Origin of the sequence: Parafrankia sp. FMc2 (genome assembly GCF_041008525.1) — a bacterium.
Classification (GTDB): domain Bacteria; phylum Actinomycetota; class Actinomycetes; order Frankiales; family Frankiaceae; genus Parafrankia.
Map to the genome: position 1 here is coordinate 1 of NZ_JBFLUG010000008.1, position 24,838 is coordinate 24,838.

30 protein-coding genes, 1 tRNA gene and 1 pseudogene are annotated in these 24,838 nt (G+C 71.0%); 6 read left to right on the forward strand and 26 right to left on the reverse strand.

Features of this window, described 5'->3' with window-relative positions:
- From AB1460_RS04800 to AB1460_RS04865, 14 genes and pseudogenes are all read right to left on the reverse strand, one after another.
- Positions 1 to 971, reverse strand: a pseudogene (locus AB1460_RS04800) (hypothetical protein); the annotation flags it as partial.
- Complete coding sequence (locus tag AB1460_RS04805) at positions 964 to 1,260, reverse strand: hypothetical protein (RefSeq protein ID WP_368959367.1); 297 nt, start codon at positions 1,258 to 1,260, stop codon at positions 964 to 966. The gene AB1460_RS04805 and the pseudogene AB1460_RS04800, both read right to left, overlap by 8 nt.
- Complete coding sequence (locus AB1460_RS04810) at positions 1,260 to 1,682, reverse strand: HNH endonuclease (protein ID WP_368959369.1); 423 nt, start codon at positions 1,680 to 1,682, stop codon at positions 1,260 to 1,262. The genes AB1460_RS04805 and AB1460_RS04810 overlap by 1 nt, the downstream gene beginning before the upstream one ends.
- Positions 1,679 to 1,891, reverse strand: a complete 213-nt coding sequence (locus AB1460_RS04815) for a hypothetical protein (RefSeq protein WP_368959370.1) — start codon at positions 1,889 to 1,891, stop codon at positions 1,679 to 1,681. Before AB1460_RS04815 ends, AB1460_RS04810 begins: the two co-directional genes overlap by 4 nt.
- The gene (locus AB1460_RS04820) at positions 1,888 to 2,193 is read right to left on the reverse strand and encodes a hypothetical protein (protein WP_368959371.1); all 306 of its coding nucleotides are present in this window, start codon (positions 2,191 to 2,193) and stop codon (positions 1,888 to 1,890) included. The genes AB1460_RS04815 and AB1460_RS04820 overlap by 4 nt, the downstream gene beginning before the upstream one ends.
- 60 nt (positions 2,194 to 2,253) lie before the next feature.
- The gene (locus AB1460_RS04825) at positions 2,254 to 2,607 is read right to left on the reverse strand and encodes a hypothetical protein (RefSeq protein WP_368959372.1); all 354 of its coding nucleotides are present in this window, start codon (positions 2,605 to 2,607) and stop codon (positions 2,254 to 2,256) included.
- Positions 2,597 to 2,962, reverse strand: coding sequence for a helix-turn-helix domain-containing protein (locus AB1460_RS04830; protein ID WP_368959373.1), 366 nt, complete (start codon positions 2,960 to 2,962; stop codon positions 2,597 to 2,599). The genes AB1460_RS04825 and AB1460_RS04830 overlap by 11 nt, the downstream gene beginning before the upstream one ends.
- A 221-nt stretch (positions 2,963 to 3,183) precedes the next feature.
- Complete coding sequence (locus AB1460_RS04835; protein WP_368959374.1) at positions 3,184 to 3,567, reverse strand: hypothetical protein; 384 nt, start codon at positions 3,565 to 3,567, stop codon at positions 3,184 to 3,186.
- Positions 3,564 to 3,800 (reverse strand): hypothetical protein, encoded by a 237-nt coding sequence (locus AB1460_RS04840; protein WP_368959375.1) that lies wholly within the window; start codon positions 3,798 to 3,800, stop codon positions 3,564 to 3,566. Before AB1460_RS04840 ends, AB1460_RS04835 begins: the two co-directional genes overlap by 4 nt.
- Complete coding sequence (locus AB1460_RS04845) at positions 3,797 to 4,111, reverse strand: hypothetical protein (protein WP_368959376.1); 315 nt, start codon at positions 4,109 to 4,111, stop codon at positions 3,797 to 3,799. Before AB1460_RS04845 ends, AB1460_RS04840 begins: the two co-directional genes overlap by 4 nt.
- On the reverse strand, positions 4,108 to 4,629 hold the full coding sequence (locus AB1460_RS04850) for a transcriptional regulator (RefSeq protein ID WP_368959377.1): 522 nt from the start codon (positions 4,627 to 4,629) through the stop codon (positions 4,108 to 4,110). The genes AB1460_RS04845 and AB1460_RS04850 overlap by 4 nt, the downstream gene beginning before the upstream one ends.
- Positions 4,630 to 4,658: 29 nt before the next feature.
- The gene (locus AB1460_RS04855) at positions 4,659 to 5,225 is read right to left on the reverse strand and encodes a hypothetical protein (RefSeq protein WP_368959378.1); all 567 of its coding nucleotides are present in this window, start codon (positions 5,223 to 5,225) and stop codon (positions 4,659 to 4,661) included.
- Between the two features lie 95 nt (positions 5,226 to 5,320).
- Complete coding sequence (locus AB1460_RS04860; protein WP_368959379.1) at positions 5,321 to 5,614, reverse strand: hypothetical protein; 294 nt, start codon at positions 5,612 to 5,614, stop codon at positions 5,321 to 5,323.
- A complete protein-coding gene (locus AB1460_RS04865; RefSeq protein ID WP_368959380.1) occupies positions 5,611 to 5,877 on the reverse strand; it encodes a helix-turn-helix domain-containing protein in 267 nt (88 codons plus the stop codon). The genes AB1460_RS04860 and AB1460_RS04865 overlap by 4 nt, the downstream gene beginning before the upstream one ends.
- A 152-nt stretch (positions 5,878 to 6,029) precedes the next feature.
- Here AB1460_RS04865 and AB1460_RS04870 point away from each other — a divergent pair, with 152 nt between their 5' ends.
- Together AB1460_RS04870 and AB1460_RS04875 are read left to right on the forward strand one after the other, a co-directional pair.
- The gene (locus tag AB1460_RS04870) at positions 6,030 to 6,533 is read left to right on the forward strand and encodes a hypothetical protein (RefSeq protein WP_368959381.1); all 504 of its coding nucleotides are present in this window, start codon (positions 6,030 to 6,032) and stop codon (positions 6,531 to 6,533) included.
- A gap of 156 nt (positions 6,534 to 6,689) precedes the next feature.
- Entirely contained in the window at positions 6,690 to 8,087 is a 1,398-nt protein-coding gene (locus AB1460_RS04875; RefSeq protein ID WP_368959382.1) for a helix-turn-helix domain-containing protein, read from the forward strand.
- Between the two features lie 127 nt (positions 8,088 to 8,214).
- Here AB1460_RS04875 and AB1460_RS04880 read toward each other — a convergent pair whose 3' ends face one another.
- The 3 genes from AB1460_RS04880 to AB1460_RS04890 form a co-directional block, all read right to left on the reverse strand.
- Entirely contained in the window at positions 8,215 to 9,105 is an 891-nt protein-coding gene (locus AB1460_RS04880) for a hypothetical protein (RefSeq protein WP_368959383.1), read from the reverse strand.
- Positions 9,106 to 9,126: 21 nt separating this feature from the next.
- Positions 9,127 to 9,669: a glycine-rich domain-containing protein gene (locus AB1460_RS04885; RefSeq protein WP_368959384.1), complete on the reverse strand. Its 543-nt coding sequence runs from the start codon at positions 9,667 to 9,669 to the stop codon at positions 9,127 to 9,129.
- 67 nt (positions 9,670 to 9,736) lie between these two features.
- The gene (locus tag AB1460_RS04890) at positions 9,737 to 10,003 is read right to left on the reverse strand and encodes a hypothetical protein (protein ID WP_368959385.1); all 267 of its coding nucleotides are present in this window, start codon (positions 10,001 to 10,003) and stop codon (positions 9,737 to 9,739) included.
- 594 nt (positions 10,004 to 10,597) lie between these two features.
- Between AB1460_RS04890 and AB1460_RS04895 the strand changes: the two genes are divergently transcribed.
- Entirely contained in the window at positions 10,598 to 10,777 is a 180-nt protein-coding gene (locus AB1460_RS04895; RefSeq protein WP_368959386.1) for a hypothetical protein, read from the forward strand.
- Positions 10,778 to 10,860: 83 nt separating this feature from the next.
- Here AB1460_RS04895 and AB1460_RS04900 read toward each other — a convergent pair whose 3' ends face one another.
- The 5 genes from AB1460_RS04900 to AB1460_RS04920 all read right to left on the reverse strand — a co-directional run bounded on the left by AB1460_RS04900 (position 10,861) and on the right by AB1460_RS04920 (position 14,447).
- Complete coding sequence (locus AB1460_RS04900; protein ID WP_368959387.1) at positions 10,861 to 11,157, reverse strand: hypothetical protein; 297 nt, start codon at positions 11,155 to 11,157, stop codon at positions 10,861 to 10,863.
- On the reverse strand, positions 11,150 to 11,707 hold the full coding sequence (locus AB1460_RS04905; RefSeq protein ID WP_368959388.1) for a Panacea domain-containing protein: 558 nt from the start codon (positions 11,705 to 11,707) through the stop codon (positions 11,150 to 11,152). Before AB1460_RS04905 ends, AB1460_RS04900 begins: the two co-directional genes overlap by 8 nt.
- A gap of 51 nt (positions 11,708 to 11,758) precedes the next feature.
- The gene (locus tag AB1460_RS04910) at positions 11,759 to 12,760 is read right to left on the reverse strand and encodes a tyrosine-type recombinase/integrase (protein ID WP_368959389.1); all 1,002 of its coding nucleotides are present in this window, start codon (positions 12,758 to 12,760) and stop codon (positions 11,759 to 11,761) included.
- Between the two features lie 235 nt (positions 12,761 to 12,995).
- A tRNA-Val gene (locus AB1460_RS04915) sits at positions 12,996 to 13,067 on the reverse strand.
- Positions 13,068 to 13,988: 921 nt separating this feature from the next.
- Positions 13,989 to 14,447, reverse strand: a complete 459-nt coding sequence (locus AB1460_RS04920; RefSeq protein WP_018635884.1) for a peroxiredoxin — start codon at positions 14,445 to 14,447, stop codon at positions 13,989 to 13,991.
- A 674-nt stretch (positions 14,448 to 15,121) separates the two neighbouring features.
- On the opposite strand from AB1460_RS04920, the gene AB1460_RS04925 reads away from it, so the two are divergent.
- The gene (locus AB1460_RS04925; protein ID WP_368959390.1) at positions 15,122 to 15,838 is read left to right on the forward strand and encodes a DUF4234 domain-containing protein; all 717 of its coding nucleotides are present in this window, start codon (positions 15,122 to 15,124) and stop codon (positions 15,836 to 15,838) included.
- A gap of 579 nt (positions 15,839 to 16,417) precedes the next feature.
- Here the strand turns inward: AB1460_RS04925 and AB1460_RS04930 are convergent.
- Together AB1460_RS04930 and AB1460_RS04935 are read right to left on the reverse strand one after the other, a co-directional pair.
- Entirely contained in the window at positions 16,418 to 16,855 is a 438-nt protein-coding gene (locus AB1460_RS04930; protein WP_071081996.1) for a DUF3052 domain-containing protein, read from the reverse strand.
- A 399-nt stretch (positions 16,856 to 17,254) separates the two neighbouring features.
- Entirely contained in the window at positions 17,255 to 17,644 is a 390-nt protein-coding gene (locus tag AB1460_RS04935; RefSeq protein WP_420497195.1) for a YjbQ family protein, read from the reverse strand.
- Between the two features lie 456 nt (positions 17,645 to 18,100).
- On the opposite strand from AB1460_RS04935, the gene aceE reads away from it, so the two are divergent.
- Together aceE and AB1460_RS04945 are read left to right on the forward strand one after the other, a co-directional pair.
- Entirely contained in the window at positions 18,101 to 20,917 is a 2,817-nt protein-coding gene (aceE, locus tag AB1460_RS04940; RefSeq protein ID WP_368959393.1) for a pyruvate dehydrogenase (acetyl-transferring), homodimeric type, read from the forward strand.
- Between the two features lie 708 nt (positions 20,918 to 21,625).
- Complete coding sequence (locus AB1460_RS04945; protein WP_368959394.1) at positions 21,626 to 22,465, forward strand: hypothetical protein; 840 nt, start codon at positions 21,626 to 21,628, stop codon at positions 22,463 to 22,465.
- 202 nt (positions 22,466 to 22,667) lie between these two features.
- Here the strand turns inward: AB1460_RS04945 and AB1460_RS04950 are convergent, their stop codons facing one another.
- Together AB1460_RS04950 and AB1460_RS04955 are read right to left on the reverse strand one after the other, a co-directional pair.
- The gene (locus AB1460_RS04950) at positions 22,668 to 24,098 is read right to left on the reverse strand and encodes a bifunctional phosphatase PAP2/diacylglycerol kinase family protein (protein ID WP_420497196.1); all 1,431 of its coding nucleotides are present in this window, start codon (positions 24,096 to 24,098) and stop codon (positions 22,668 to 22,670) included.
- Positions 24,099 to 24,435: 337 nt separating this feature from the next.
- Complete coding sequence (locus AB1460_RS04955) at positions 24,436 to 24,795, reverse strand: DUF5999 family protein (protein ID WP_368959396.1); 360 nt, start codon at positions 24,793 to 24,795, stop codon at positions 24,436 to 24,438.
- Between the last annotated feature and the right edge of the window lie 43 nt (positions 24,796 to 24,838).

Here is a 24,838-nt window from a genome sequence, read left to right on the forward strand (position 1 = left end):
GGGTCGGGGGGAGAGGCAGATGTGTAGAATGGAAAGGTGCCGTCGCGGCCTTTGAGGTGGCTTTTGCCGTAGCGGCGGCGTACGACCTCGGCGAAGATCAGCCGGGTCTCGTCGAGGGCCGCCTGGATGGGATCGGGTCCCTGCAGGTCAGGCGTCCTGGTGCTCGGCGCGGCGGGCGGCGAGTTCGGTGGCGTGGGCGCGGCAGCGGGCGCAGCGGGCGACGAGGCCGGTGGTGAGGGGGAGGCCGTCGCGTTCGTCGCGGGGGCCGGTGCCGGCGACGGTGGTCCAGCCGCGGTCACAGCCGTGGGCGGGGTTGTGGTGACAGCGGCAGCCGGGGACGCGGCAGGTGGGGTCGTCCCACGGGTTCGGGCGGGGCTGGTGTGCTCGCCGGGGCGGGATGCGTAGCTCGATGCCGGTGCGGGGCTGGTCCATGGCTGCTCCGAGGGGTCGCGCGCGCCCGCGTGGGCGCGTAGGTCAGGTCCCGTGTCACCACCACCCCCCTGATCGGGTGGTGGTGACACGGAAGAGAGAAAACCGAGCCGAGCCGCGCCTACGTGACCGGTCACCCGACCCCGCCCGTGACCGGTCACGCGACCGGCCACGGGCGGCGTGCTGGCGGCGGCCTTCGCGGCGAGGCGAGCCCGGTACGCGGCCTGGTTCGCGCGCTTACGGGCGAGGTAGCCCTGGACCTCGGCGTCGGTCGACTGGCCCTTACGGCCGGACCAGTCCACGACCTGGAACCCACCGTCGGCGGTCCGTTCCCAGTGCCCGCGCCCGACGAGCTCGGCGGCGACCTCGTCGGGCACACCGGCCTGGTGCAGCGTCCCCAGGAAGGCGGGCGGGATCCGCCCGTCGGTCCCGTGGTCCGCGCTCCACATCAGCGCGTGGGTGAACACCCGCCACGCATGGTCGGACAGCTCCCAGTACTCCGGCCGGTGCAGCCACGGGCCGGGTAGGCGGGCGTCAACCACGGCCGACCTGCAGCATCGCGGCGACGGCGATGTCCCAGCCGTCGAGGTAGTAGCCGGCGCCATCGCGGCCGGGGCGATGGCGCCACAGGCCCGCGCGGACCAGCGTCGCCTCGGCCGCGACGTCCTCGGGCTCGGCGTCGCGCGGGTGCGGAACGAAACCGGGGGGCAGGTCGCTCCGGCCGAGACGGAAGACGGCGCCAGCGAACGCCAGCACGTGCCGGCCGAGGAGGTCCTGGGTCATCCGATGCGCGCGCAGTGCGTCCGACTGCACGGGTACCAGCAGCAGCATCAGGAGGTCTCCGGGATGTAGGAGCCATCGGGGGAAAGGAGCACCAGGCGCACGCCGTGGATGAGCACCGGGACGCGGGCCGGGGTCGCGGCGCGGCGGACGAGCAGGCCGGCCTCCCGGGCGTCCGTGGGATGGGAGTGCACAGCGCCGTGGCAGCCGTCGCGGTTGTCCCGGCCGCACAGGACCAGCAGGTTCGACGGGCAGTGCAGATCGGCCGCGCGGGATCCCCCCATCCCGACGGGCCGACGGTGATGCAGCGAGTAGCGCGAGATATCCAGGTCGGCGCCGCAGGACTCGCAGCGCCCGCCGGCGCGGGCCAGCAGCAGGCGGCGCGTCGCCGCGGGGACCTCGCTGTCCGAGCGGGCCGGGGCCTTGGCCATGGCGGTGACGGGTAGCCACGGCGGCCGCGGGGACCGGGTCATCGTGTGCCTGCCACCGGGGGTGGCTGGTGCACGGCGAGCGGCTCGGCCGGCGTGACGCTCTCGCCGGCGGCCGCGCCCAAGGCCAGGCGCAGCGCGCGGACCCCGCGCACCGCGGCGTCGCCGGCGAGCACCAGGGCGTACGCCAGCATGAACGCCACGCCGAGGGCCCCGACGAGCGCGGCGAGCAGGGCAAGTCGCTCGGGGATCACAGGTCCGCCTCGTCGCCGAACGGCAGGGTCGCCTTCGGGAGCCGGTGGCGGCGGATCCGTTCCATCAGGTCCTGCAGCTCGTCCGCGTACGCCGGCGTCAGCCCGATCTCGACCGCGCGGATCCGCGCGACAGCGGTCTCGCCCCCCATCTCCACATCGCGCGTGGCGCTCTTGGTGCCGAGCTGCATGACCGCCCACACGTCCGCGGGCTCCTTACCGAGGAACCGCCAGGCATGACCGGCTAGGCCGTTGTACTGGGTGTCAGCGGGCAGACTCGAATAGATCCGTAGCGGGGAACTCACGCCAACCACCGCCCCTCTCCGTGCTATGTGGTGTCACCGACCCCGGGATGGGCCGGAGTCTCAGGTGCGCGGCTGCCGGTACCGGCCCGGGTCCGCGCAGGTGACGAAGTGCGGCTGCCAGCGGCCGCCCGGGAAGTCGCGCGGCGGGTTGACTCGAGCGACGCGGGCGCCGCCGTCGCGGTAGATCCCGACCGAGCCATCAGGGATCGGGGTGGGGTTGATCGGCATCCACACCGCCCGGTGCGGCTCCTCGGTCAGCGCCCACCGCAACTCGGTGCCGTCCGCGTCGCAGACCTTCGGCCGGGCGGATGCGCCGGTGCGCCACCAGTAGGCCCGCCGGTCTTTCAGCTGCCGCCGGGCGCCCTCGTCCATCAGCTCGAGCTCGCGCAGCGGCAGCACGTCGTCAGGTGGCATCGGCAGGGTCCCGGCCCGGCTCGAGCGCCAGTCGCACGCGCATCGCCTGGGCCCGCGCGGACGGCGGTGCCTGGTCGAGAAGTGTTGCGAGTTTCCAGGCCCACACGTCCTCGTCGGAGGCGAATAGGTCGCCCGCGGGCATCTGGAGGAATTCAGCGAGATGGGTACGGAACTGTTCCGTCACGGGTTGCGCGGCGGTCAGCATGTGGGAGATATACGGCTGGGAATAGCCGACGGCCGCAGCTACGGTCCGTTGATCGATCCCGCGGCTCCGGAGCAGGTGGTACGCGGGATGCGGAGAAGGCGAGGCATGGCCGAGATTCTTATCAACGGCGACTGACGGCGCCAAACTCACCGAGGCTCGAGGCGCCCGGTTCTCCTCATCGGGCTCAGCGTTCCTGGAGCTGTTAACAGCGAGTGTTCGCGGGTGATCGACCCCCGCCGACCTGGCCGGATAACCCTGCGTGAAATCCATTATGGTTCCCGTAGTTTTGTGATCGAAATCATCGCGGCGGAAGGTAATCGGACGACCTGCCCCGGGCCCGCGGTCGTGCCCGTCCACGGGCCCGGGGCAGGTCACGCCACGGCCAGACGCGGGTTCGCGATCCGCTCGTAGCACCACAGCGTCAGGTCCAGCCCCGGCACCGGGACCCGCAGGCGGATCTGCTGCGCCCACACGCCGCTGTGCAGCCGGACCGGGCGGCCGATCTCCCACACGGCGGCGTCCCGCGCACCCCACAGCGACCGCAGCCGCACCGGTGGCGGGGGCAGCGTCCCGGCCGGCTCGACATGCACCAGTACCGCCCCGGTCGGCGACACCGACACCGTGCCGACACCGACGATGTAACCCAGGGCCAGCCAGTCCGCGGCCATCCGCAGCGCGTCCGCCTGGACCTCGAGGGACTGCAGCCCGGCCAGCAGCGACGGCCCGCCCGTCCATGACGTCCCGAGGCCGGTCACCGCCGTGGCTCCGTCACCCGGTACCGCGGCGCACCGGCGTACCGGATCTCCTGGACGACGCCGGCCTGGACCAGGCTGCGCAGCCGGAACTCCACACCGTTCACGCCGGCCTGCAGCCGGTCCGCCAGCTGGCGGGCCCGGAACCCGGGCAACCCGCCCCGCTGGGCACGGTCCTGCGCCCACCGGGCCTCGGTCAGGATCTGCCCCACCGACATGTCCAGCGCCGACCTCATCGGGCCCCCCGGCCCAGGTAGAGCGGCATCGTCGCCGGGTCCACCGTGACGGTAAATCCGGGCGCAGCGGGCAGCGGGACGAGCCGGTCCAGGATCGGCCCGGCCGCGACCGCGGCGTCGATGAGCCGCTCCGAGTCCAGCTCCGTGTCGTTGACCAGCAGGCACAGCTCGGACCAGGACGCCAACGCGCCCGGGGCACCGTCCGCGAGGTCGACGACGTGCGCCGTGGTCTGGGACGGCGTCCGGCTCGCGGCGAGCGCCAGGGCGAAGATGGCGCGGCGACGCTCGGCCGGGGACAGGTCGGCCCTCACCGGCGGGCCCCCGTCGTGTTCGCGACCTCGACGTCGAACGCGTCGAGGTCAGGCTTCTCGGCGAGCACACCCCACCCGGCCATCAGGCCCAGCGCCTCGGTGGGGGACTCGCCCAGGAGCGCGGCGATGTGGATCAGGTCGGACGTGCGGACCGACAACACCCGGCCGTTCCAGTCCCCCCGCAGGCTGGAGATCATGTGCACCCACTGGCGCAGCGATGCGGCCTCCGGCGGCGCCACAGCCAGCGCCGACAAGTCGAACCGCAGCCGCGGCCGGGCGGTCCGCGCCGGCCCTGGCGGCAGCAGTTCCGCCATCGGCACGCCCAGGAACGAGGCGAGCGACGCCAACCGCTCAGTAGTGATCATCCGGTCCGCGCGCTCGTACGACCCGACCACCACGGCGGACCAGACACCGCCCGACTTCGTCTCGAGCGCATGGAGGGACAAACCCTGCTGAGCCCGGACCGCGCGGATCCGCCCGCCGAGCTCCCGGGCGTAGTCGCGGTTCCTCGTTGCCATCGGAGATCCCTTCGGGTCAGCCGGCGCGCTCACGCGCACACCAGCTCTGCGGCCTGCGCGGCCACGTCACGGCCGGCAGGAGTGATCAGCCAGGCCGGCCGGTCGTACGCCGTCCCCTGCACCACCAGGCCGTGGGTGGCCTGGATGGTCAGCCAGGCCAGGACCTGGCGGGTGTCGACGGCCAGGGCTCGGGCCAGCGCGGCGGGGGACAGTGCGGCCGGGTGCCCACCGAGCAGCACCCGGTCCGCCAGGTGGACGGCGACTACCGGCCACGCCTCGGCGTCGGTCAGATCCCGGTCGCGCAGCCTCGAGGCGTGCACCGCACCCGCGGACGTGACCCGCCAGCGGGACACCCCGCCACCCATCACCCGGGCCAGCAGCCCGGCCCGGTACAGCTCGGACAGCCGCACCTCGACCGCGGCCAGGTCCACCACGCGGCCGAGGGCCGACAGGCGCCGGGCCGCCGCACGGGTCGTCATCCCCGGCCCGCGGTAGTGCCCCGCCGCCGACACCGCATCGGTGATCGCGGCCCACAGCTCGGCGTCCGGCACCGTGTCCAGCGCCCTGCGCCTACCAGGCCTCTCTTGTACGATCATGATGGTTCCCTTCTGAAGGTCGTCGAGGGTCTTGTTGAGGGGCCAACTCCGGTGATCCCGTTCCGGCCCGGCCTGCTACCGGGCCGGACGGGTGATCACGAACCGGAGGCACGCGACCGCCGGCGCGCCGCCGCGGACGCCTTCCCCAGAGCCGCGAAGTGCGCGCGGCGCAGGTTGTCCGCGACACGCGCGATCACGTCGGGCGACGCGTCCGGATGCAGCTCCCGGGCCCGCTTCACGAACTTGCTTTCGAACCCCTTGCGGGCCGGGGCTGTCATCGCCTCGAGGCTCGGCGCCGTCGCCGCGCGAAGGTTCCCGGCACGGACAGCACGGAGGCGACGTTCCGCCGGCGACTCCCGCATCTGCGGCGGCACCCGATGGGAGGTCACGAGGACTCCGCCGGCGAGGCGGAGACTGCCCTCTCGGCGCCAACCGCAGGTGGATCGAGACGGCCGAGGTGCTCCTCAAGGTCGCGCAGTGTTCCAACAGAGACTCGGCGCTTCCTGCCGATCTCCAGGTTGTAGAGGTAGTTCGGATGGATCTTGACCATGCCTGCGAGCTCGGCGACCTTCAGCCGCTTGGCGATCCGTCGCCGGCGGACCTCAGGTCCGTCGATCTCGATGTAGGCGCTGACCTGTGTCGCGTTCGCCATGGCGCCAACTCTAGGCGGAACTAGGCGTAAGTCTAGAGATTCTGGGCGAAGTGATGCTGAGTTGTGGAAGCATTGCACCCTGATGTGGCTGCGCCAGCTCCGGTGTGCTGTTCTCTGCCTAAAGCCGCCTCTCTTTAGCGAGGATCCGCCCCTTGATCGAGCTCGACGACGCGCAAGCTCAACGACTCGGCGCCGCGGTCAGGCGACGTCGCCGCGAGCTGCGTGATCCCCCTCAGGCGGAGATCGCGCTCCGAGGTGAGATCTCCGTAGCGACCTTCCAGAAGCTCGAGGGAGGCACTCCTGGGCGGTACCAGCCTCGAACCCTCGACAAGCTGGACCGAGGTCTACGCTGGCCAGCTGGCACAGCTGAGCGAGTCATCCTCGGGGGCAGCCCACTGTCGGAGGACCAGCCACAGCCCGTCATACAAGAGTTCGTTGACGATGCTGGGGTGATCCGGCGGCGCGTCATCGTCGAGGACATGCGGGAGCAGGTCGAGCTCCCTGAACCATCTGAGCTCGTGCGGCGCATCACCGACACCTCCGATGCGGACCTCACCCAGTACGTGCTGGGCCGGTTGCTCGCGCTCGAGCCCGCGAGGAGGAAGAACCTGCTGGTCGCCTTCGCTCGGATGCTCGACGCGGTGGAAGGCAGCTGACCTCAGCGAGGCCACAGGCCAGCTTCCCGAAACGCGCGCTCAGCGCGTCACTCTCCGGCTATGGTCTGATGCCCACAGGATGCACCGGAGCGTCCGCCCCGAACGGCCCGCAACCGCACCATTCGCAGCCCTCGACATCGCCCGGAGGTCCCCGGGATGGACGCCCTTTCTCCCCTGGACAGGCTCGGCGCTGAGCTCCTACGTCGGCGCACTGACGCTGGATTAACACAGGACAGGCTGGCAGTGCTCGCCGGGTACCCCAAGGGCCGCACGATCATCAGCAAATGCGAGCGCGGCCGAGAGCTGCCCTCGGAGCGATTCACCGAGCGCATCGACGCCGAACTCGACGCGGACGGCGCGATCATCAGGCTCTATCGCCAGGCCGAGGCAGCACGACTCCGCCGCGCTGCGGACGAGCTGGCGCCTCCCGAGAGCACCGAGGTGCCACAGTCGGACCTGGCGGCCGTCAGCCGATTGGACCGAACCACAGACCTCCAGGCACTCTCGGATGAGCACCACCCTGCGGCCGAGGAGGACACCACGGACCGGAGACAGCTCCTTCAGACCGGCGGCCTCGCAACCGGATTCCTCTTCACCACCGGTGCAGCTGCCTCCGCGCTCTCCGAGCAGCTCGCGCGGGCCGACCCCACCCCTATGACACTCCGCGAGATCGGCGTCGACCTCCGTCGGATAGCCGAGAGCTACAACACGACCCCCAGGCTGGCGCTGGTCCCACATCTCGAGGCCGGGTGGATCCGGGTACAGAAGCTGCTCGATTCCCGGGTCTCCCCACAGGTGCGCCGGAAACTGACTGGGCAGGCTGGCTGGTACTCGTACTACATCGCCACGCTGGCCTTCGACTTGGGCCAGGACGCGGTCGCCGAAGCACATCTCCCCATCGCCACGCATCACGCCGAGGAAGCAGGAGACCGACTCCTGGCCGGGTCGGTCGCCGCCATGGAGTGGGCCTTGGCCCACTTCGGCGGCGACTACATCGGAGCGATGAACATCGCCGCCACAGCCCAGGTCGATACGGACCCCTATATTCTCCCCACCCTCGCTGCCAACGAAGCAGAATCCGCCGCAAGAGCAAAGCGCCAAACGCAGGCTCGCGCCGCACTCGACAACATGTGGAACCACTTCCTCCAAGATGTCGCAGTGCCGGGCCCCTTGACACTCGACGAACAGAACGCCCATGCAACCAGCGCCCACGTCTATGCAGCGCTTGGCGATGGAGTAGCAGCAGAGTCCCACGCGCGCCATTCACTGCGCCTACTCACAGGAACCGGCCAGTTCGGGGAGGTGGGAGGCACCTACAACGCGCTAGCCTGGTCGTTCCTGCGACGAAAGAACCCTGACCCAGAGCAAGCAGCAGACGCGGCACGAAGCGCCCTCAGATCAATCGAGCAAAGACCTGTTCGATGGGTCATACGCCCCACGGCATCGGTGTGGCAAAGCATGAACGCCGAGTGGGGAAGGTTGCCAGCAGTAGCCGATCTCGGGATTGAGCTTGGTCAGCACCGAGCGCTGCTGGCTGGCGCGGGGACACGGTAGGGGCACCAGATCACCGTGTGCCCCGCCGCAACGTTGCGGCGGGGCACACGGGTTACGGGCGGGCCGGGGGTTGGCCTCACGCCCTGGCGGTGGTCGTTCTCAGGCGGCGCACGGCGCGGGGGAAGATTCAGGCGGACGCAGACCGGGGGATCGAGGAGGCCTCCGACTGCAATGCCCATGCGGCCACGCGCCGAGCTGCCCCGGCGCGCGATGCCCATCCGGCACCCCCGACCGTCACCGCCCGGTAGCCCCAAAGGCCCGCCACGTACAGCGCGAACGCCGTCAGCATGTCCCGATCGAGCGTCCAGCAGGACAAGCCGCGGGCCCATGCCTCCGCGCTGTCCGGGTCGTGTCCGACCTCGACGAGCCGCAGCAGCAGGAAGGCCGTGTCCACCCACCCGGCGCCCGCCGCTGGCCAGCCCCAGTCCACGACTCGTGTCCCGGCCGGGCCGATCAGGAACTGGTCGCCATGCAGGTCGGCGTGGATCAGTCGGTCGCCGTCGATGAGCGCCGGGACGCGCGCCGACCATCGCGCGGCATCGGGCACGTCCCAACCCTCGACAGCCGCCGGGTTGATGTCAGCGAGCTGCTCCCACCAGGTGCAGCCCTCCCACCGAGCGCGCATGCTCCGCAGGCCCGGCGCAGCCAGCCCGCCGAGCTGGTCAACGGTCGCCGCGACCACAGGCAAGTCCACCGAGCCCGGCGCGAGGCTCGCCGGCCGGCCGGCAGCGTACTCGAACCCGACGATCAGCCAGTCATCGACATCAGCAGCGAACAGCGCCGCCGGTGCGATACCAGCCGCCAACTGCCCGGCGGTGATCTCGTTCCGGAGCCAGCGCATCCGTATGCCGACTCCGTTCACCGCCTTCACGAACACCGGCCCGGCCGTGCCCTGCACCACGGCGGCGAGGTCGTTGTTCTCGCCTCCCTGCACATCGTGCGCGGCGGTGACGTGCCCGATGTGCCCCTCCACGGTCTGACGTACCAGGTCGGGAACCGTCGTCCACGTCACCGCCATCACGCCCTTTCTAGATCGCTGCTAATCGCTGCCTCCGCCGCCGTTCTCGTTGCCATCCTTGCCGGAAGCGGAGCAACCCTGGTCGGTGCACGGGTGGCATTTCACGGCCGTGGGCACGACCTGTCCGGTCACCTTGCACACGCCCTCGTCCGCGCACTCCGCGGGCAACGTCCACAGGTCGACGTCGAGGGCGTACCCGGCGGCGGCGATCGCGTCGGTGGTGCGGGTGCGGACCGTCGCCACCTGCTCGAGCGACGGCCGAGTGCTCTCGGGGATGTGGTGGATGAATCGGCCCGCGACCTGATTGCAGAAGTCGGCGTACTCCCGAGTGTGGAGCACAAAGGCGTGCCAGCCGATGTCCACGCGCCGGCTCGGGGCCAACGTGTGCGGGCTGGTCGCGCTGGTCGCCAGGAACGCCAGCGCCTGGTCGACGATCCGGGCTGCGAGGTCTCGATCCCCCGCCACCTCCACATCCGCGGCCACCCGGTCGACCAGCCAGTCGAACAGGGCCGGCCGGACCAAGAACCGACCCGCCTTCTCCACTTCTAACGCCACAGCAGTCATCGCCGGTACTCCTCACAAGAGATGGGATTGGTGAGCGCCAGACAGGCACCCGCCGGACAGACCCGGACTACCGGTCGAGCAGGTTGTCGTACAAGCCCTGCCTGACCTCGGCGAGGAACCGCTCCCAGGCCTGCGGCGCGACGATGAGGTCGGGACCCCGGCCGAAACGCAGGATCACGGCGCGGTCGAGGGCACCGACGGCTAGGACCTGGTTGTCTCCGGCGGGCCGCAGCCAGGTGGCGTCAGCGGCCTGGCCGGTGCCGGAGCCGCTGTCAACCCAAGCCTCGGCGGTGTCGCCCGGGTTTTCCTCCTGCTCGGGGTCCTGTCTGTCCATGCCGTCTCCTCGTGGTTGGTTGGTCCGCGCCGAACCCATGGCGTGTGGTGGCGCCGCAGGCCCGGCGCGCGTCATGGCGCCAGGAAGGGGACGACGTACCAGGTGTGCGGCAGTGCCTGCCTGTCGACCCAGGTGGATGCCGCCGCCTGTGTGCTGAACCAGTGGTTGGCGCTGCGCGGACGCCCTTCACGGTCGGTACGGATAACCGTGAAGAGCGCGGGAACGGGCGGGCAGGACGCGCCACCGTTGCAGGCCCCGACTGCCCGTCGCCGGGCCTGCAGGCTGCGTCGCGGTGGTCGTCGGCTGGCCACGTGGTGTTCCCCCGTCCGTCTCTTCCTGACGGGACGATCGTCACTCTGCGGGAGCAATCCGGGCTAGGACGTGACTCCTTCTCACCTGCAAGGGAGTAACTCGACTCACATGTGAGCACCGGTACGCACGGTTTGACACATGCAGGACGCATGTGCAACCGATTCGTCACGATTTAGACAACGCGCTAACAGGAGATACGACGGTGCGTTTTCGACGTCCAGACGGAGCGTTACCGTTTCGACCTAGTTGATCGTTTGTGTCCGCAACGGGGTGGGAGACGGCATGCAGGTTGAGGAGCGCTTTGATCAGGGGCAGATGGGCGTCGAGGAGCGGGAGGGCGACATCGTCCTGCTCGTCCGCCGTGCCGCCATGGCGCCGGCGGACCTGCGCGCGCTACGCGCCGTCCTCGCGCCGGTCGCCGGTCGCGTGGTCGCCCCGCCGCGGGCCCGCCGGCGGTTGTGACCCTTTCGCTCACCAGCGAGGAACCGCCGAGCAGGCCGAGGCCCCCGCAGTGGGGGCCTCGGCCTGCTCGGCGGTTAGGTGGGTCAGACGGGTCGGTTCAGGGTGGCGAAGCTATCGCAGCGCACCACGCGTTCGCCTTCGTCGATCCAGTAGGAACAGCAGACGATGCCCCACTCGCCGTGCTCGGAGCGTGGGATCGGCCCAAACCACAGGTTCGGGAATCCGGGCTCCCTGCGAACGGCCTGGTATGGATCATCCATCCGAGAGAACACCCAGGACAGGATCAGGCGCCGAAGCTCATCGCTCGGCTTCTCCAGAGCGGCCCACTGGTCAAGCCGGGGCAGGAAGTCGACCAGCTTCCAAGGCTGACTATCAGCCACCCTGCTCCGCCCACGCTCGCAGTTCGTCGAGGTCGTCGGGCCGGCTCGGGCCTCGGCGCTCCCCCGCGCCAGCAAGCCAGTTGGCTACCGCGGCCGAGTCCAGGACGGGTTCGTCTTCCGCGACCGCTGGCGCACCGGCGGTCGCGAAGTACTCGCGCATCACGTCCACGGTGATCGTCACGGACTCGCCCTGCCGTCGCCCCTGGTTCGCCGTGTACCAGGGCAGTTCGCCGTGGCTGAGGATCTCGAGGTCACGACCCGTCAGGGCACCGTACCGGCTGAGGACGTATCCGATGGTGTTCAGTTCGGCCTCGCCGGCGGGAAGGCCGGACGGCTCGGCAGGGGCGTACCCGTACTTCTCGGCCCGCCACAGGTCTTCCACCACCGGTCCCATGTCCCACGCGGAGATCCGTTCGTTGAACAGCGGTGTGCCGAAGGCCGCGAGATGGTGACCTTGGCAGTAGTAGAGCATTTTGTGCAGCTTCTTCGTCCCCAGCCCTGGTATCCGGCTGCGGAGGATGGCTGCCACGTCGCTGGCCGCAACCGGCATGGCGTCCCTTTCGTAGTCGTCGAGGATTGCCCAGGCTATAGGCGGCCACCGTCAAAATCTGTCGGCCAGCCCAAGCCTTGCATGGGCGTTACGAGCGCGGCGCCGCTTCCCTGCGGCGCCGTACCGCTCGACCATCTCGTGACTGGTCCAGCCGGCGTGCACCATCAGTGCGCCGCGGTCTCCCCCGTTGTCGAGCCAGTCGTCGGCGAGCTTGCGGCGGAACTCGTGCCAGTGGGTGCCGGGCCGGCCGATGGCGAGGCCGCGGCGTTCGATGAGCTGGCCGAGGCCGGAGTGCGTGAGGGGCGCCGTGCCGAACTCGTTGAGCCACCAGGCGTCGGTCTCGTTTCCGTACTTCGTGCCGGCGCGCAGGCGCTGATAGCGGCCGAGGGCCAGCGCGGTGGTCCGCCCGATCCCGGGGATCCGGTCGCGGCCACCCTTCCCGGTGACCTTGATCGTCCTCAGGTGCAGGTCGACATCGGCCAGGGTCATACCGGCGACCTCGGCGCGCCGGGCGCCGGTGTCCAGAAAGGTGCGGATCAGCGCCTCGTCCCGCAGGGCCACGAACCGGCGCCGGGAGTCCTCCTTCGGGTTCCCGGTCTTGATCGCCTTACAGGACGCGAGCAGAGCCTTGACGTGGTCGTCGGTGAGCTCCGGTTTGATCGTCTCGTCGATGGCGGGTGCCTTGATGCGCTCCATCGGGCTGCGGTCGATGTCCTCGGAGTCGATCAGGTAGCCCATCCACTGCTGCAGCGCGCGGTAGATCTGGTTCACGTAGGCCTGCCCCGGCCCGTCCGGGCACCGCGGTGTCGGCGTGCGCCGGAAGTCGACGAGGAAGGCCTCGACGTGCTGGCGGGTGATGTCCTCCGGGCCGGCGGGCCGGGGCAGGGCCGGGCGGCCGTGCGCGTCGAGGGCGCCCGGGGTCGGGTCGGCGGCGAGGGCCAGGAGCCAGGCGACGAACAGCCGGCCGGCGTGCAGATAGATCCGGCGGGTGTTCGGCTTGCGGTCGGCGGATTCGAGGGCCAGGTCCCAGTTGATGAGGAGCAGGTTCCACATCGGGTCGCTGACCGTCGGTCCGTGGTTCAGGGGGCCGCCGGGCGGGCGGGGTGTCCTGGGTGTGATCGTCGAGGTTGGCACGGGGTGGGAGCGTAGGCAGCGGATCGCATCCCGGCAACTGTGGATCTTGCCGAATTAATCGCTGTCTGAGCGGTGAGCCCGGAGCCCCTTGACGGGGCATGATCGGAGTTATTAGGCTCCGCCCCTGTTCAGCCGCCATGTGGAGAGAGGTGGGTGGGCGCGGCAGGGATCGAACCTGCGACCACTCGCTTGTAAGGCGAGCGCTCTCCCGCTGAGCTACGCGCCCGGGAGGGTGCCAGCCTACGCAACACAGGGCCAGCACCAGTGACATCTTGCAGCTCGCGCGGCTCCCCTCCGCATCAGGAGGTTCACCGTGCCAGGAGGCAACGTTAGCGGATGATCGCGAGCTGTGGGTCAGGAGACGGAGCGGGGCCTGCCGAACATACGGGTGAGGGCAGCATCGACATCGGCTGCCAGATCGCTGGAGTGCGTCGCCGGCTCGGCGGAACGATCTGCGGGCGGCGGCGCATCCGCCCGAGGTTCTCCGGTGGCCTCGTTGTCCTTCTTGGCGCCTGCCGCGCTCGCGTCCACCCCTCGCGAGTCCGCTGGGTTGGCATCGGACGGGTGGGCAGCGGCGGGCTGCGGCGGATTGGCCGCAGGTAGCGCGGTCGGTCCCAGACGATGGAGTTCGGCGGTTGCCAGCGCCGGATGTCGGGACGTCCGCAGCTGCGGTGATCGCGGCGACGGTGGGCCCTGGTGCAGCGGGAGGTGGCCGGCCCCATCGGGCGGCCCGGACGTCTCCGGAGCGGGCGAAGGGGATGCAGGGGTCGGCTCCTTGCGCGCCCCGCAGTCGCGGCAGAGGACCGTTCCGAGGGCCTTGGCGAGACGGGTGGAGGCACACCGGTCGCACCGGTCAAGGATCATGTCCCATTCCGGGGCGGGGCGGCAGGTCGGGCAGACCAGGACCTGCTCGCCGTTGACGACCACACGGTGCCAGGGGCTCACTCCCCGGACCGGGTCGGTCTGACGTGAGCTGCAGCGGAAACACGGCATGAGGTTCACCGTCCTCGGAGTGCGGCGGAGCGCGTGGCCGCACCCGACCTCGCGGGGCTCCCGCACGGGCCCCGCACGGGGCCCGCGGGCCCACGTGAGGTTTCCGTGCGGGAGCCCGACGGAGCAGGGTGACCCGCCCGCCGGCTCGTCGGAGCTACAGCGAGGCGAGTGCCTTGAGGTACTCGGCCTGGTCACGTGCGTCCGGAATGTTGTTGACGACCTTCCAGCGCACCTTGCCCTCCTTGTCGATGATGAAGGTCCCGCGCAGGGAGATGCCCTTCTCCTCGTTGAAGACTCCGTAGGCCTTGGCCACCTCGCCGTGCGGCCAGAAGTCGGCGAGCAGGGGGAACTCGTAGCCCTGCTGGTCGGCCCACACCTTGTGGGCGAAGGCGGAGTCGACGGAGATGGCCAGCACCTGCACGTCGTCGTTCTGGAAGGAGCCCAGGTCGTCCCGGACGGAGCACAGCTCGCCCTGGCAGACGCCGGTGAAGGTCAGCGGGTAGAAAAGGAGCACGACGTTACGGCGGCCCCGGAAGTCGGACAGGGTGACAACCTCGTTGTTCTGGTCCTTCAACGAGAAGTCAGGGGCGACGGCTCCGACGTCGACGGTCACGAGCTCTTCCTCTCGATTGCGGTTAGGTTGCGCGTCCTGGGGTGCTGCTCGACCTCACAGTCTTCGCGACCTGTCGGGTCTCTCCGCCAGCATGCCACCGTGGGAGGCCGCCTTGGCGCCCGCCCGCTGCCGGTGTGCCGGATCCGGGACGTCCGCGGTGCCCTGCCGGCAGCGCCCACCGGTGCGCGGGTCTGGCCGGCCAACGCGGCAGCTACAGGTCGGCGGGGTGGCCCGCCGAGACGGGGCCCCGTGGGCCTCCGGGCACTCGGGCTTCCCAGAGGCCACATCGACGCACACAACGGCCGATCTGCAGGTTGCCGCCAACCTGGTCCGGGGGCTCCGATGCGGCCGGGTGACGTCCCATCGCTGAGGACGTCCAACCGGTCAGGGGCAGAGATGCCACCCACAGGGCTCGAATCCGAAGGGTATCGGGACGGATACGGAACGCACATTTCCGGTCAAGGATCCGACAGAAAGGCGCGGGAGCGGGTTTCTGCCACTCCGGTGCCCTAGTCTGACCGGGCAACGGCCACGGTGAACAATCGGGCCGGCCAACACGGAAGACAACTGGCGCGGAATGCACGTCCGGCCGGTGATCTGGCCTGTGGCCTTGGCCATGGGCGAGTCCGCGCGGTGGCTGTCGGTCGCCCACGGATGCCGACAGCAGGGAGGTCGTGACCACCTTGACCAATCAGATGCCACCCCCCAGCCCGCCCGGCTGGGGACCCGGCGGCCAGGGAGGCCCCAGTGGGCCACCGACCGGGCAGGGCGGCGCCTTCGGTTCGTTCCCCGGCGGCCAGCCTGGGCCCGGCCCCGGCGGCCCGAGTGGCCCTGGCGGGTACTACGGGGCGGGCGCGCCCGGGCCGGGCGGTCACCCTCATCCCCCGTATCCGTCGGGCGGAGAGGGTCCGTACCCCCCGCAGCCGTACCCCGGCAACCAGACCTATCCGGTACCCCCGGGATACGGGCCGCCGCCGGTCGGCGCCTCCCCGGTCGGCGCGGGAGTTCTCGGCAAGCGGCGCAACCCGTTCGCGGTCTGGCTCGGTCTCCCAATCATCACGCTGGGCATCTACAGCTTGGTGTGGGTCTACAAGACCAACAAGGAGCTCGCGGCCTACAACCCGCGCATCAAGGTCAATCCGACGCTGTCTCTTCTGGCATTTCTTATTGGTTGGGTTCTGATTGTGCCGCCGTTTGTGGCGACCTGGCGGCTCGGCACGCGGACCCGCGACGCGCAGCGCGCGGCCGGGGTGCCGGAGATCAGCCCGGGGCTGGCCATGGCGTTGTGGTTCGTCGGCGGTGGCGCTCTCTACCTCCAGTTCGAGATCAACCGGATCTGGAGCCGCTACCCCGGTGCGGTGGAAGGCCAGCAGGTACCGCTGAGCTTCTGAGCCTGTCACGGCAGAGTCATCGATCTGTCCGGTGTGACTTCAGCGCTTCGGGAGGCTCCAGGAGCGATCCCCGGAGTGCTGAAGACCGCGGCGGCCGGCCGTGGCGCAGAGGCCGTGCGCGGAGGGAGCTCCGCGCGCGGAACGCGCCGTGCCCGCGCCGTCGCGCCGCCGGCCGAGCCCGGGCCACGGCGGACATCCATGAGGTCCGCGGGTTCATGGACTCCTGATCTCACCCGGGCGGGTGAGAGACAACTCGGCCGGACGGCCGATCATCCAGTCTGGCTGGCCCGCGCAGGACGCGTCGCTGCTCCGACCCCGGCCCGCTCTGCCCCCCGGCTGGTGGCCCGACGGGTCGCCAGGGCTCGGAGTGAGCGCAGGGGCGCCCCCCGCAGCCGCCCGCCGGCACCGGTCGCCGACGGAGGGCCTGAGCCCTCGCACGCCCCTGGACGGGCAGCCGGCGCCACCGCCCCTCCTCGACACCAGACCGCGCGCTGCCGGCGCCGCGCCACCGAGACCCGGGGCACGCCGGAGCGGATGGCGACGCCGCCGTCGCCATCCCCGGCTGGGTGTCAGCCGCTCTCAGCGGTGACGGACCCGCTGCGACTTGGGCGCGGCCAGTCGCATTCCGGCCCATTCGGCCGCGACGCTGACCGTGCTGGTCTGGACCAGGCCCGCCGTGGGCACGGCGTCGAGGACGTCGCTGGGTTCGACGTGGCCCTCGCGACCCGCCTTGGGGGTGAGCAGCCAGATCACGCCTTCCTCGGACAACTGTCTGCGCGCGTCGATGAGGGCGTTGGCAAGATCGCCGTCGTCCTCGCGCCACCAGAGGAGGACGACGTCGATCACGTCATCGGAGTCCTCCGGAACGAGCTCGGTGCCACTCGCCGTGGTGACCGCGTCAAGCAGGTCCTGGGCGATGTCGTCGTCCTCGTTGAGCGACTGGACCAATGTGCCGGCCGCGACTCCCAGACGTTCCGCACGGCGCTGACCCTCGGCGTTCGCCGCGGTCGGACTCACCCTCCGATACCTCCTGCTCGTCTACACGACACCTCGCGGTGGCGAGGCGCCCCGGTCGTGGGCGGACCGGTCGACGACGATCCGCTCTCGCGCCCCGCCGTGGGCCTAGTCCACCGGACCATCCGGTGGGTGCGCAAGTGCCACGCCGGGGGTTGTGGACAAGCAGGGGGATGCCGGCCGTTCCACAACGATCTCCGCTGACACAATCTCGCTACCGTCAGGCCGTTCCGTCAACCCGTGCCGTCAAACCCACCGACATGATGTCACCATCGACCCAACCTGCGGGTATGTGATGTCCGACCTCTCGGAACCCGTCCGTCCGGCCAGAGGGCTGCCACCAGGCCCGACCGGGGCCGCAGCTGCAGCGGCCCGCCGCCGGCGGCCGCAGACGGCGGGCCGTCAGCCAGGGAGGAAGGACAACCGGACAGTTCGTTCGGGGTTATCCACATTCAGGTCGACCAGGGCCACTGACTGCCAGGTGCCGAGGGCGAGCTGGCCGTCCAGGACGGGCACCGTCAGCGAAGGTGGCACGATGGCCGGCATCACGTGTGATCTGCCGTGTCCTCGTGAGCCGTGTGCGTGTCGCCAGCGGTCGTCGGCGGGCAGCAGGGTGGCCAGTGCGGCGAGGAGGTCCTCGTCGCTGCCGGCGCCGAGCTCGAGGATCGCCACCCCGGCGGTCGCGTGCGGGACGAAGACGGACAGCAGCCCGTCTCCGCGCCCGGCGGCGAACTCCGCCGCCGCGGCCATGAGGTCGACGATCCGGTCCTGGCGTCCGGTGTGCACCGTCATCGTGGTCGTCTCCACGGCGATGTCCTCTCCTTCGCTGGGCGCGTTCGCAGTGCGCGTCCGCTGTTCGACCTCCCACGCGATCCCCCTAATCCAAGGGTGTTTCTTTCGCGTGGTCCGACCGGTCGGATATGTCACACCGGTTGCGCGATAGGCGCACGACGGCATGTCCTCGGCCGGCTCCCCGGCCCGGCTCGACGCACACGGTCCGGAGTCGGGCGCCGGTCCGAAGCATCCACGACCAGCGACCCCGGACCGGCCCACTCCCATCGGATACGACGCAACGTCGCCACCTCTCGACAGATGGTCATATCGCGGATGTCGATCAGGTGATATGAGGTCACGACGATGCAGTTTTGCTACCGCTCGGTAGGCAGGGCGTGCGTGACGGCCGTGTCGAGACGGAGCACGATAGTGAGAGGGCATCGGCACAGGAGCTACGGAGAGCAGGAGTTTGGCGTGGCGCAGGACACAACGCGGAAGTTCTCGGTGATCACCGACGGGCTCCCGAGCCAGTTGCCGGACATCGATCCGTCCGAAACCAGCGAATGGCTCGAGTCCCTCGACGCCGTCATCGAGGAGTCCGGGCGGGGCCGGGCACGGTTCCTCATGCTCAAACTCCTCGAGCGCGCACGTGAGAAGGCCGTCGGTGTACCCGGCCTGACCAGTACGGACTTCCTCAACACGATCCCGCCCGAGCGGGAGCCCTGGTTCCCGGGCGACGAACACGTGGAGCGGCGCATCCGCGCCTACATCCGGTGGAACGCCGCCATCATGGTGAGCCGCGCAAACCGGCCCGAATACAACGTCGGCGGCCACATAGCGACATATGCGTCGAGCGCCAGCCTGTACGAGGTCGGCTTCAACCACTTCTTCCGCGGCAAGGATCACCTGACCTCCTCCCCCGGCAGCGACTCCGGCGACCAGATCTTCATCCAGGGCCACGCCTCGCCCGGCATCTACGCGCGGGCGTTCCTCGAGGGCCGCCTCACCGAGGCGCAGCTGGACGCGTTCCGCCGCGAGGGCGAGCCGGGCGGGCTGTCGTCCTACCCGCACCCGCGCCTGATGCCGGAGTTCTGGGAGTTCCCGACCGTGTCGATGGGGCTCGGCCCGATCGACGCGATCTACCAGGCACGCTTCAACCGCTACCTGCTCAACCGCCAGATCAAGGACACGTCGCGCAGCAAGGTGTGGGCGTTCCTGGGCGACGGCGAGATGGACGAGCCCGAGTCGATCGGTGCACTCGGCGTCGCCGCCCGCGAGGAGCTGGACAACCTCATCTTCGTGGTCAACTGCAACCTGCAGCGGCTGGACGGCCCGGTCCGCGGCAACGGCAAGATCATGCAGGAGCTGGAGTCGCTGTTCCGAGGCGCCGGCTGGAACGTGATCAAGGTCGTCTGGGGTCGCGACTGGGACCCCCTGCTCGCCAAGGACACCGACGGCGTCCTCGTCCACCGGATGAACACGACCCCGGACGGCCAGTTCCAGACCTACTCGACGTCGTCGGGCGACTACATCCGGGAGCACTTCTTCGGCTCGGACGCCCGCCTGCGCCGGATGGTCGCCGACCTCGGCGACGACGACCTGCGCAAGCTCTCCCGCGGCGGCCACGACTACCGCAAGCTCTACGCGGCCTACAAGGCGGCGACCGAGCACACCGGGCAGCCCACCGTCATCCTCGCCCACACGATCAAGGGCTGGACCCTGGGCAAGGACTTCGAGGGCCGCAACGCCACGCACCAGATGAAGAAGCTCTCGAAGTCGGAGCTGAAGGAGCTGCGCGACCGGCTCTACCTCGAGATCCCGGACTCCGCCCTCGACGGGAACCTGCCCCCGTACTACCGCCCGAGCGCGGACTCCGAGGAGATCCAGTACATGCGGGAGCGCCGGGCCACGCTCGGCGGGTCGATTCCCCGCCGGGTGGTGCGCGCCCGCCCGCTCGCCCAGCCGCCGAAGTCCATCTTCGACGAGCTGCGGCGCGGATCGGGCAAGCAGCCGGTGGCGACCACGATGGCCTTCGTCCGGCTGCTCAAGGACCTGATGAAGACCAAGGAGATGGGTAGCCGTTTCGTGCCCGTCATCCCGGACGAGGCACGCACGTTCGGCATGGACGCGATGTTCCCCACGGCGAAGATCTACTCGCCGCACGGGCAGCGCTACGAGGCCGTCGACCGGGAGCTGCTGCTGTCCTACCGGGAGTCCGAGACCGGGCAGATGCTGCACGAGGGCATCAGTGAGGCCGGGTCGATGGGTTCGGTGATCGCCGCCGCCTCCGCGTACGCCACGCACGGCCAGCACATGATCCCGGTCTACGTCTTCTACTCGATGTTCGGCTTCCAGCGGACCGGCGACCAGATGTGGGCCCTGGGCGACCAGCTCGGCCGGGGGTTCCTCCTCGGTGCCACCGCGGGGCGCACCACGCTCAACGGTGAGGGCCTGCAGCACCAGGACGGGCACTCCCTCCTGCTCGCCTCCACGAACCCCGCCTGTGTCTCCTACGACCCGGCGTTCGCCTTCGAGATCTCGCACATCGTCCGGGACGCGCTCGACCGGATGTACGGCGAGCGGGACGAGAACGTCTTCTACTACCTGACCGTCTACAACGAGCCGGTCCCCCAGCCGGCCGAGCCGGCGGGGCTCGACCCGGCACAGATCCTGGCCGGCATGTACCGCTTCCGCACCGCGGACGCCCTCACCGGCGGCGACGAGGGGTCGGCCGGCGCGCCGGCCGACACGTCCACGCCGCGGGCACAGCTGCTCGCCAGCGGCACGGGGATGCGGTGGGCGTTGTCCGCCCAGGAGATGCTGGCCGCCGACTACGGGGTCGCCGCCGACGTGTGGTCGGTGACGTCCTGGAACGAGCTGCGCCGGGAGGCGCTCGGCTGCGAGCGACACAACCTGCTCCGCCCCGAGGAGCCCGCCGCGGTGCCGTATGTCAGCCAGATCCTCGCCGGGGCGCCAGGCCCGGTCGTCGCGGTCTCCGACTGGATGCGGGCCGTGCCGGACCAGATCTCCCGCTGGGTGCCGCAGGCCTACACCTCCCTGGGCACGGACGGTTTCGGCCGGTCCGACACCCGGGCCGCGCTGCGGCGTCACTTCAACGTCGACGCCGAGTCGGTCGTCGTCGCGACCCTGGAGGCGCTGGCCCGTTCGGGTGAGGTCGAGCAGGCCGTGGTGGACGACGCGATCCGCCGCTACGGGCTGCGCAAGGACGGCGCGGGCGAGGTCACGGTCGACGCCACCGTGGAGGAGGACGAGCCGGCCGTCGCCGGCTGACGACACACTCTCCGGCCGTCATCCACTCGGAACACGCCTGTCATTCGCCCGCCGCGGGAACGCGGCGGGCGCGTGGCGGGCACGCCCGTGGGGGTGACAGCACGCCCTTCCGGTACCGGGCCGCTTCCTCACCGCAACCGCCCCCGGCCCGGTCACCCCCGCGCGGGGGACCACCTCGACCCCGGGTGGCGGCCCCGGCCTGCTACGGCACGGGGCGACGACCCACTCGGCATCTTCCGGCACGCAGCGTAACCAAACACGTTCACTACGCTCCGCATTCACCGTGCTCCCGCCGTACACCGGCTAGCATCTGTACACCAACGATGCCACCAGCCCAGCGCTCCCTGTGACAAGCTGTCACCGACAATCGGTTCCGGATCGTCACCGGCGACACTATTGTCTCGGGAGTGACATCTACGGCCAACGGCCACGCGACGCAGTCACGCGTGAGCCGGCGGTCCGCGAGAAGCCGCGGGGCCTGCCCCGCGGTGCAGTGCCCGCCGTGCCACGGCACCGCCCTCTCCGAGGGCAGGTGACCGGCCTGCGCGTGGTGCCCCCTGTGTCCGGTGCACCCGCACGGTTCAACGCCGGCTCAGGCACATCGCGGCCCGGTCGCCACGAGATCAAGGAGGAGCACGTGTCGCGTGTCCCGAGGAGCACCGGTCCGGTCGCCTTTCCGGCGGCCACCCGCCAGCCGGGCCGGCAGGCATGATCCTCCGGGCTCGCCGCATCGATCGGCTCGAGGAGCACCCGAACCTCCGCGGGATCCTCGGCATCCTCGCGCAGCTGGTGCACACCACGGACAGCGAGTTGGTGTCGCTCGCCGCCATGTGGCGTAACTCCGGCCAGCTCGCCTCGGCCCGGGACAAGGCCCTCGCGCCGGACTCTCCGCTCATCGTGGAGGTCCTCGCCGCCTTCGACGCGCTCTCCGCGATCTACGCCGACGACCTGGCCGGCGCGGAGTTCGTCACCCTCGATCCCGCGATCACCTCCACCGCGCTGCGGGCGATGCGCGACGCACTCGCGGGTGCCTACGCCAAGCCGATCCTCAACCGCTCGGAGTACACCGCCCTTCTGCGGCCCTGGCGGACGGTCTACCCGCGGGTCCGTTCGCACGAACCTGATCTGGGGCCGGCGGCCGCCGATGTGAAGCGGGTCCTGGCGACCCTGCCGCGGCTGGCCCGCCGCTGCCACGACCCGGCCAGCCTCGAGGTGTTCGACGGCCTGCTGACGACCGTCCTCACCCGGGACGACGACGCCCACCAGGTGGCGATGGAGCGGGCCTTCGACAGCGCCGTCCTGACCGGCCGGCGGCGGGTGTGGACCCTGGTCCGCCGCAGTGCCGCCGAGGGCTTCTGGCGGCTGTGCCCGGCGTGCCGCCGACTGGCGACCGCGCCCGACTCACTGTCGGACGAGCGGGTGATGGAGCTCTGCGCCGACCTGGCCTGCGCGCTGCTCGTCGAGGACCTGCTCGACCCGCAGGTCTTCGCCCAGCTCACCACACCGCTGCGGGCGCTGATACCGCTTCAGAGCGCCTCAGGAGGCTGACGCCAGACACCAGGAGGCGGACCTCAGGGGGGCCCTGCAGGGACCCAGGGACGCGCGCCCTGCGCGGGGTCCGGGCTGGAGACCGGTCCGGCCGCGCAGCCTGCGGCTCGGGCCGGCGGCCGTCTGGTCTGGCCCCGGCGACGGCGGGACATCGCCCGGCATGCCCCGGGCGTCGACGCCAGGGCACGCCCCCGCCCGGGCGTCAGACCGGCCGGTAGACCACCAGGCGGGCCGCGCTGGTGGTGACCGCGATCCGGCGGATGCCCTCCGAGACCTCGCCGTCGCTCGCGAACGGCAGCGGCGCGGCCTGACTGGACGAGATCCGCACCCGCTCCACCGTGCGCTGCTCGTAGACACGCGACCGGCCGAGCCGCCCCGTCAGGACGGCGCCGACGAGCCGCAGCCGGGCCAGCGGCGCGTCCGCGTCGACCACCCGCAGGTCGAGCAGGCTCTCGTCGAGACGGGTCCGGTAGGTCGGAGCGAAGCCGTCGGGCAGGTAGCGGCCGTTACCGACGAAGATCAGCCATACTCGCCGAGCCTCCCCGTCGATCTCCGCCTCGAAGGGCGAGTCGTTCCAGAGGACCCAGCTCAGCGCGAGCAACATCGCCGGCCACTTGCCGATGCGGCGCTCGAACCGTTCCCGGACCCGCACCATGTCCGGGTAGCCGCCGAGGCTCGCCGTGTTCACGAAGACCCGGCCGAAACGGGTCCCGCCGGCCCCGAGCCCGTCCACCTGGCCCAGGTCCATCGCGACGGCGGTGCCTTCCCGCACCGCCTTGACGGTGTCCCCCGGCCCGGCCAGGCCGATGTCGGCGGCGAAGTGGTTCAGAGTGCCGGCGGGGAACACCGCGAGCGGCAGGCCCCGGGCCAGCGCCACCGAGGCGGCGGCGCTGATCGTGCCGTCACCGCCGGCGACGCCGAGCACCCGGCTGTGCCCGGCGACGCGCTCGAGGGCAGCGCCGACGTCCTCGCCGGGGCCGACCTCGACGACCTGGGCGCCCGGCAGGTCAGCCCGCAGGACGGCGACGAGGTCGTCGTGGTGGCCTGCCCCGGAGCGGGAGTTGACGACCACACCGAGACCCGTCCCGTCCGGCAGCTCGGGAGCCCAGGCCGACGCCGGCCTGGCCCGGGCCGGGGTCCAGGGCCGCCGCGGCATGATCTTCGTGGTGAGCAGGCCGGCGCTGACCCCCAGCGCGATGCCGGCCATCACGTCACCCGGGTAGTGGACACCCACGTAGACCCGTGAGAACGCGACGGCCGACGCCAGCGCGGCGACGGGCAGCGCGGCACCGGGCGAGTCCAGCGCGACGCCGGTGGCGAAGGCCGCGGCGGACGCCGCATGCCCCGACGGGAACGAGAAGGTCGTCAGGTCACGGCCGAGCCGGCGCAGCGGCGGGATCCCGTGGGTGGGCGGCCGGTCCCGGCGGAACAGCAGCTTGGCGGGACCGTTGGCGGCGGCGCTGGCGATTCCCAGTGCCATGAGGCCGCGCATCGCAGCCGGGCGCCGGCGGCCCTTCGACGCGCCCAGCGCACCCGCCACACCCCACCAGAGCAGCCCGTGGTCGGCGGCGTGGGAGAGCCGGGGCAGCAGCGGGTCGACCAGGGGCCGGGCACCCGCGATCGAGGAGAACATCGCGCGGTCGACGGCGGTGCAGGCCCGCACGAAACGCCGGGCGAGCTCGACGTCGTGCCGCACCAGGAACCGTGCGATGCCGGCCGTCGCGGACGTGTCACGCGGCGAAACGGGGACACGGTCAAGCAGAAGCGGGAGGTCCTCGCGAAGACGCGGGACGCGGTCGCGAAGGGAGGGTCGCGGAATCCGTCGCGGGGACGTCACGCCGGAACCGTACCCGTTTGCCCGGTACAAACCGACCTTCCGCGCTGCCGCGGACCCACCAGCGGTCCGGCGAGGCCGCTGGACCTGCCCGCGCCGGTCTGACCTGCGCCGGACCAGCCTGGTCCGGCGCAGGTCAGACCGGCGTCGGTGTGGCCGTGGTCGAACGCCGCGGCGCGGGGGGCCGCGGGACGCATCCCGGTCGCGGCAGGGGCCGCCGGGGCTCCACCGTGCGGCCGGTGGGCAGGATCTCCCCGGTGTCCTCAAAAAGGATCACACCGTTGCAGAGGAGGCTCCAGCCCTGGTCGCAGTGCCGATTGGTGACCACTGCCGCATCGTGATCGGCGCTGTCCGCAGCCGGGCACGGCGGGTCGTGAGGGCACCGCCGACGTCCGGCGGAAGGAGCGGAGGAGGGGGCGCCGGACGGCTCTCCGCCCGGCGCTGGCTCCGGCGTGACCGGGGCCTGGTCGAAAACACTTCCTTGGTGCACGAGCACCAGAGGTTACGCCTCTCCGTTAGGCGCGTCACACGGGGGCGCC

Coding starts and splice junctions, on each gene's coding strand:
- AB1460_RS04850 (WP_368959377.1), bottom strand. CDS start 4,629: ATGGCAACGAGGAACCGCGACTACGCCCGGGAGCTCGGCGGGCGGATC.
- AB1460_RS04855 (WP_368959378.1), bottom strand. CDS start 5,225: ATGATCGTACAAGAGAGGCCTGGTAGGCGCAGGGCGCTGGACACGGTG.
- AB1460_RS04875 (WP_368959382.1), top strand. CDS start 6,690: ATGGACGCCCTTTCTCCCCTGGACAGGCTCGGCGCTGAGCTCCTACGT.
- AB1460_RS04805 (WP_368959367.1), bottom strand. CDS start 1,260: ATGCTGCTGCTGGTACCCGTGCAGTCGGACGCACTGCGCGCGCATCGG.
- AB1460_RS04825 (WP_368959372.1), bottom strand. CDS start 2,607: ATGCCACCTGACGACGTGCTGCCGCTGCGCGAGCTCGAGCTGATGGAC.
- AB1460_RS04950 (WP_420497196.1), bottom strand. CDS start 24,098: ATGTTCTCCTCGATCGCGGGTGCCCGGCCCCTGGTCGACCCGCTGCTG.
- AB1460_RS04935 (WP_420497195.1), bottom strand. CDS start 17,644: ATGACGGTGCACACCGGACGCCAGGACCGGATCGTCGACCTCATGGCC.
- AB1460_RS04895 (WP_368959386.1), top strand. CDS start 10,598: ATGCAGGTTGAGGAGCGCTTTGATCAGGGGCAGATGGGCGTCGAGGAG.
- AB1460_RS04880 (WP_368959383.1), bottom strand. CDS start 9,105: ATGGCGGTGACGTGGACGACGGTTCCCGACCTGGTACGTCAGACCGTG.
- AB1460_RS04945 (WP_368959394.1), top strand. CDS start 21,626: ATGATCCTCCGGGCTCGCCGCATCGATCGGCTCGAGGAGCACCCGAAC.
- AB1460_RS04905 (WP_368959388.1), bottom strand. CDS start 11,707: ATGCCGGTTGCGGCCAGCGACGTGGCAGCCATCCTCCGCAGCCGGATA.
- AB1460_RS04840 (WP_368959375.1), bottom strand. CDS start 3,800: ATGAGGTCGGCGCTGGACATGTCGGTGGGGCAGATCCTGACCGAGGCC.
- AB1460_RS04910 (WP_368959389.1), bottom strand. CDS start 12,760: ATGTGGAACCTGCTCCTCATCAACTGGGACCTGGCCCTCGAATCCGCC.
- AB1460_RS04865 (WP_368959380.1), bottom strand. CDS start 5,877: ATGGCGAACGCGACACAGGTCAGCGCCTACATCGAGATCGACGGACCT.
- AB1460_RS04885 (WP_368959384.1), bottom strand. CDS start 9,669: ATGACTGCTGTGGCGTTAGAAGTGGAGAAGGCGGGTCGGTTCTTGGTC.
- AB1460_RS04810 (WP_368959369.1), bottom strand. CDS start 1,682: ATGACCCGGTCCCCGCGGCCGCCGTGGCTACCCGTCACCGCCATGGCC.
- AB1460_RS04890 (WP_368959385.1), bottom strand. CDS start 10,003: ATGGACAGACAGGACCCCGAGCAGGAGGAAAACCCGGGCGACACCGCC.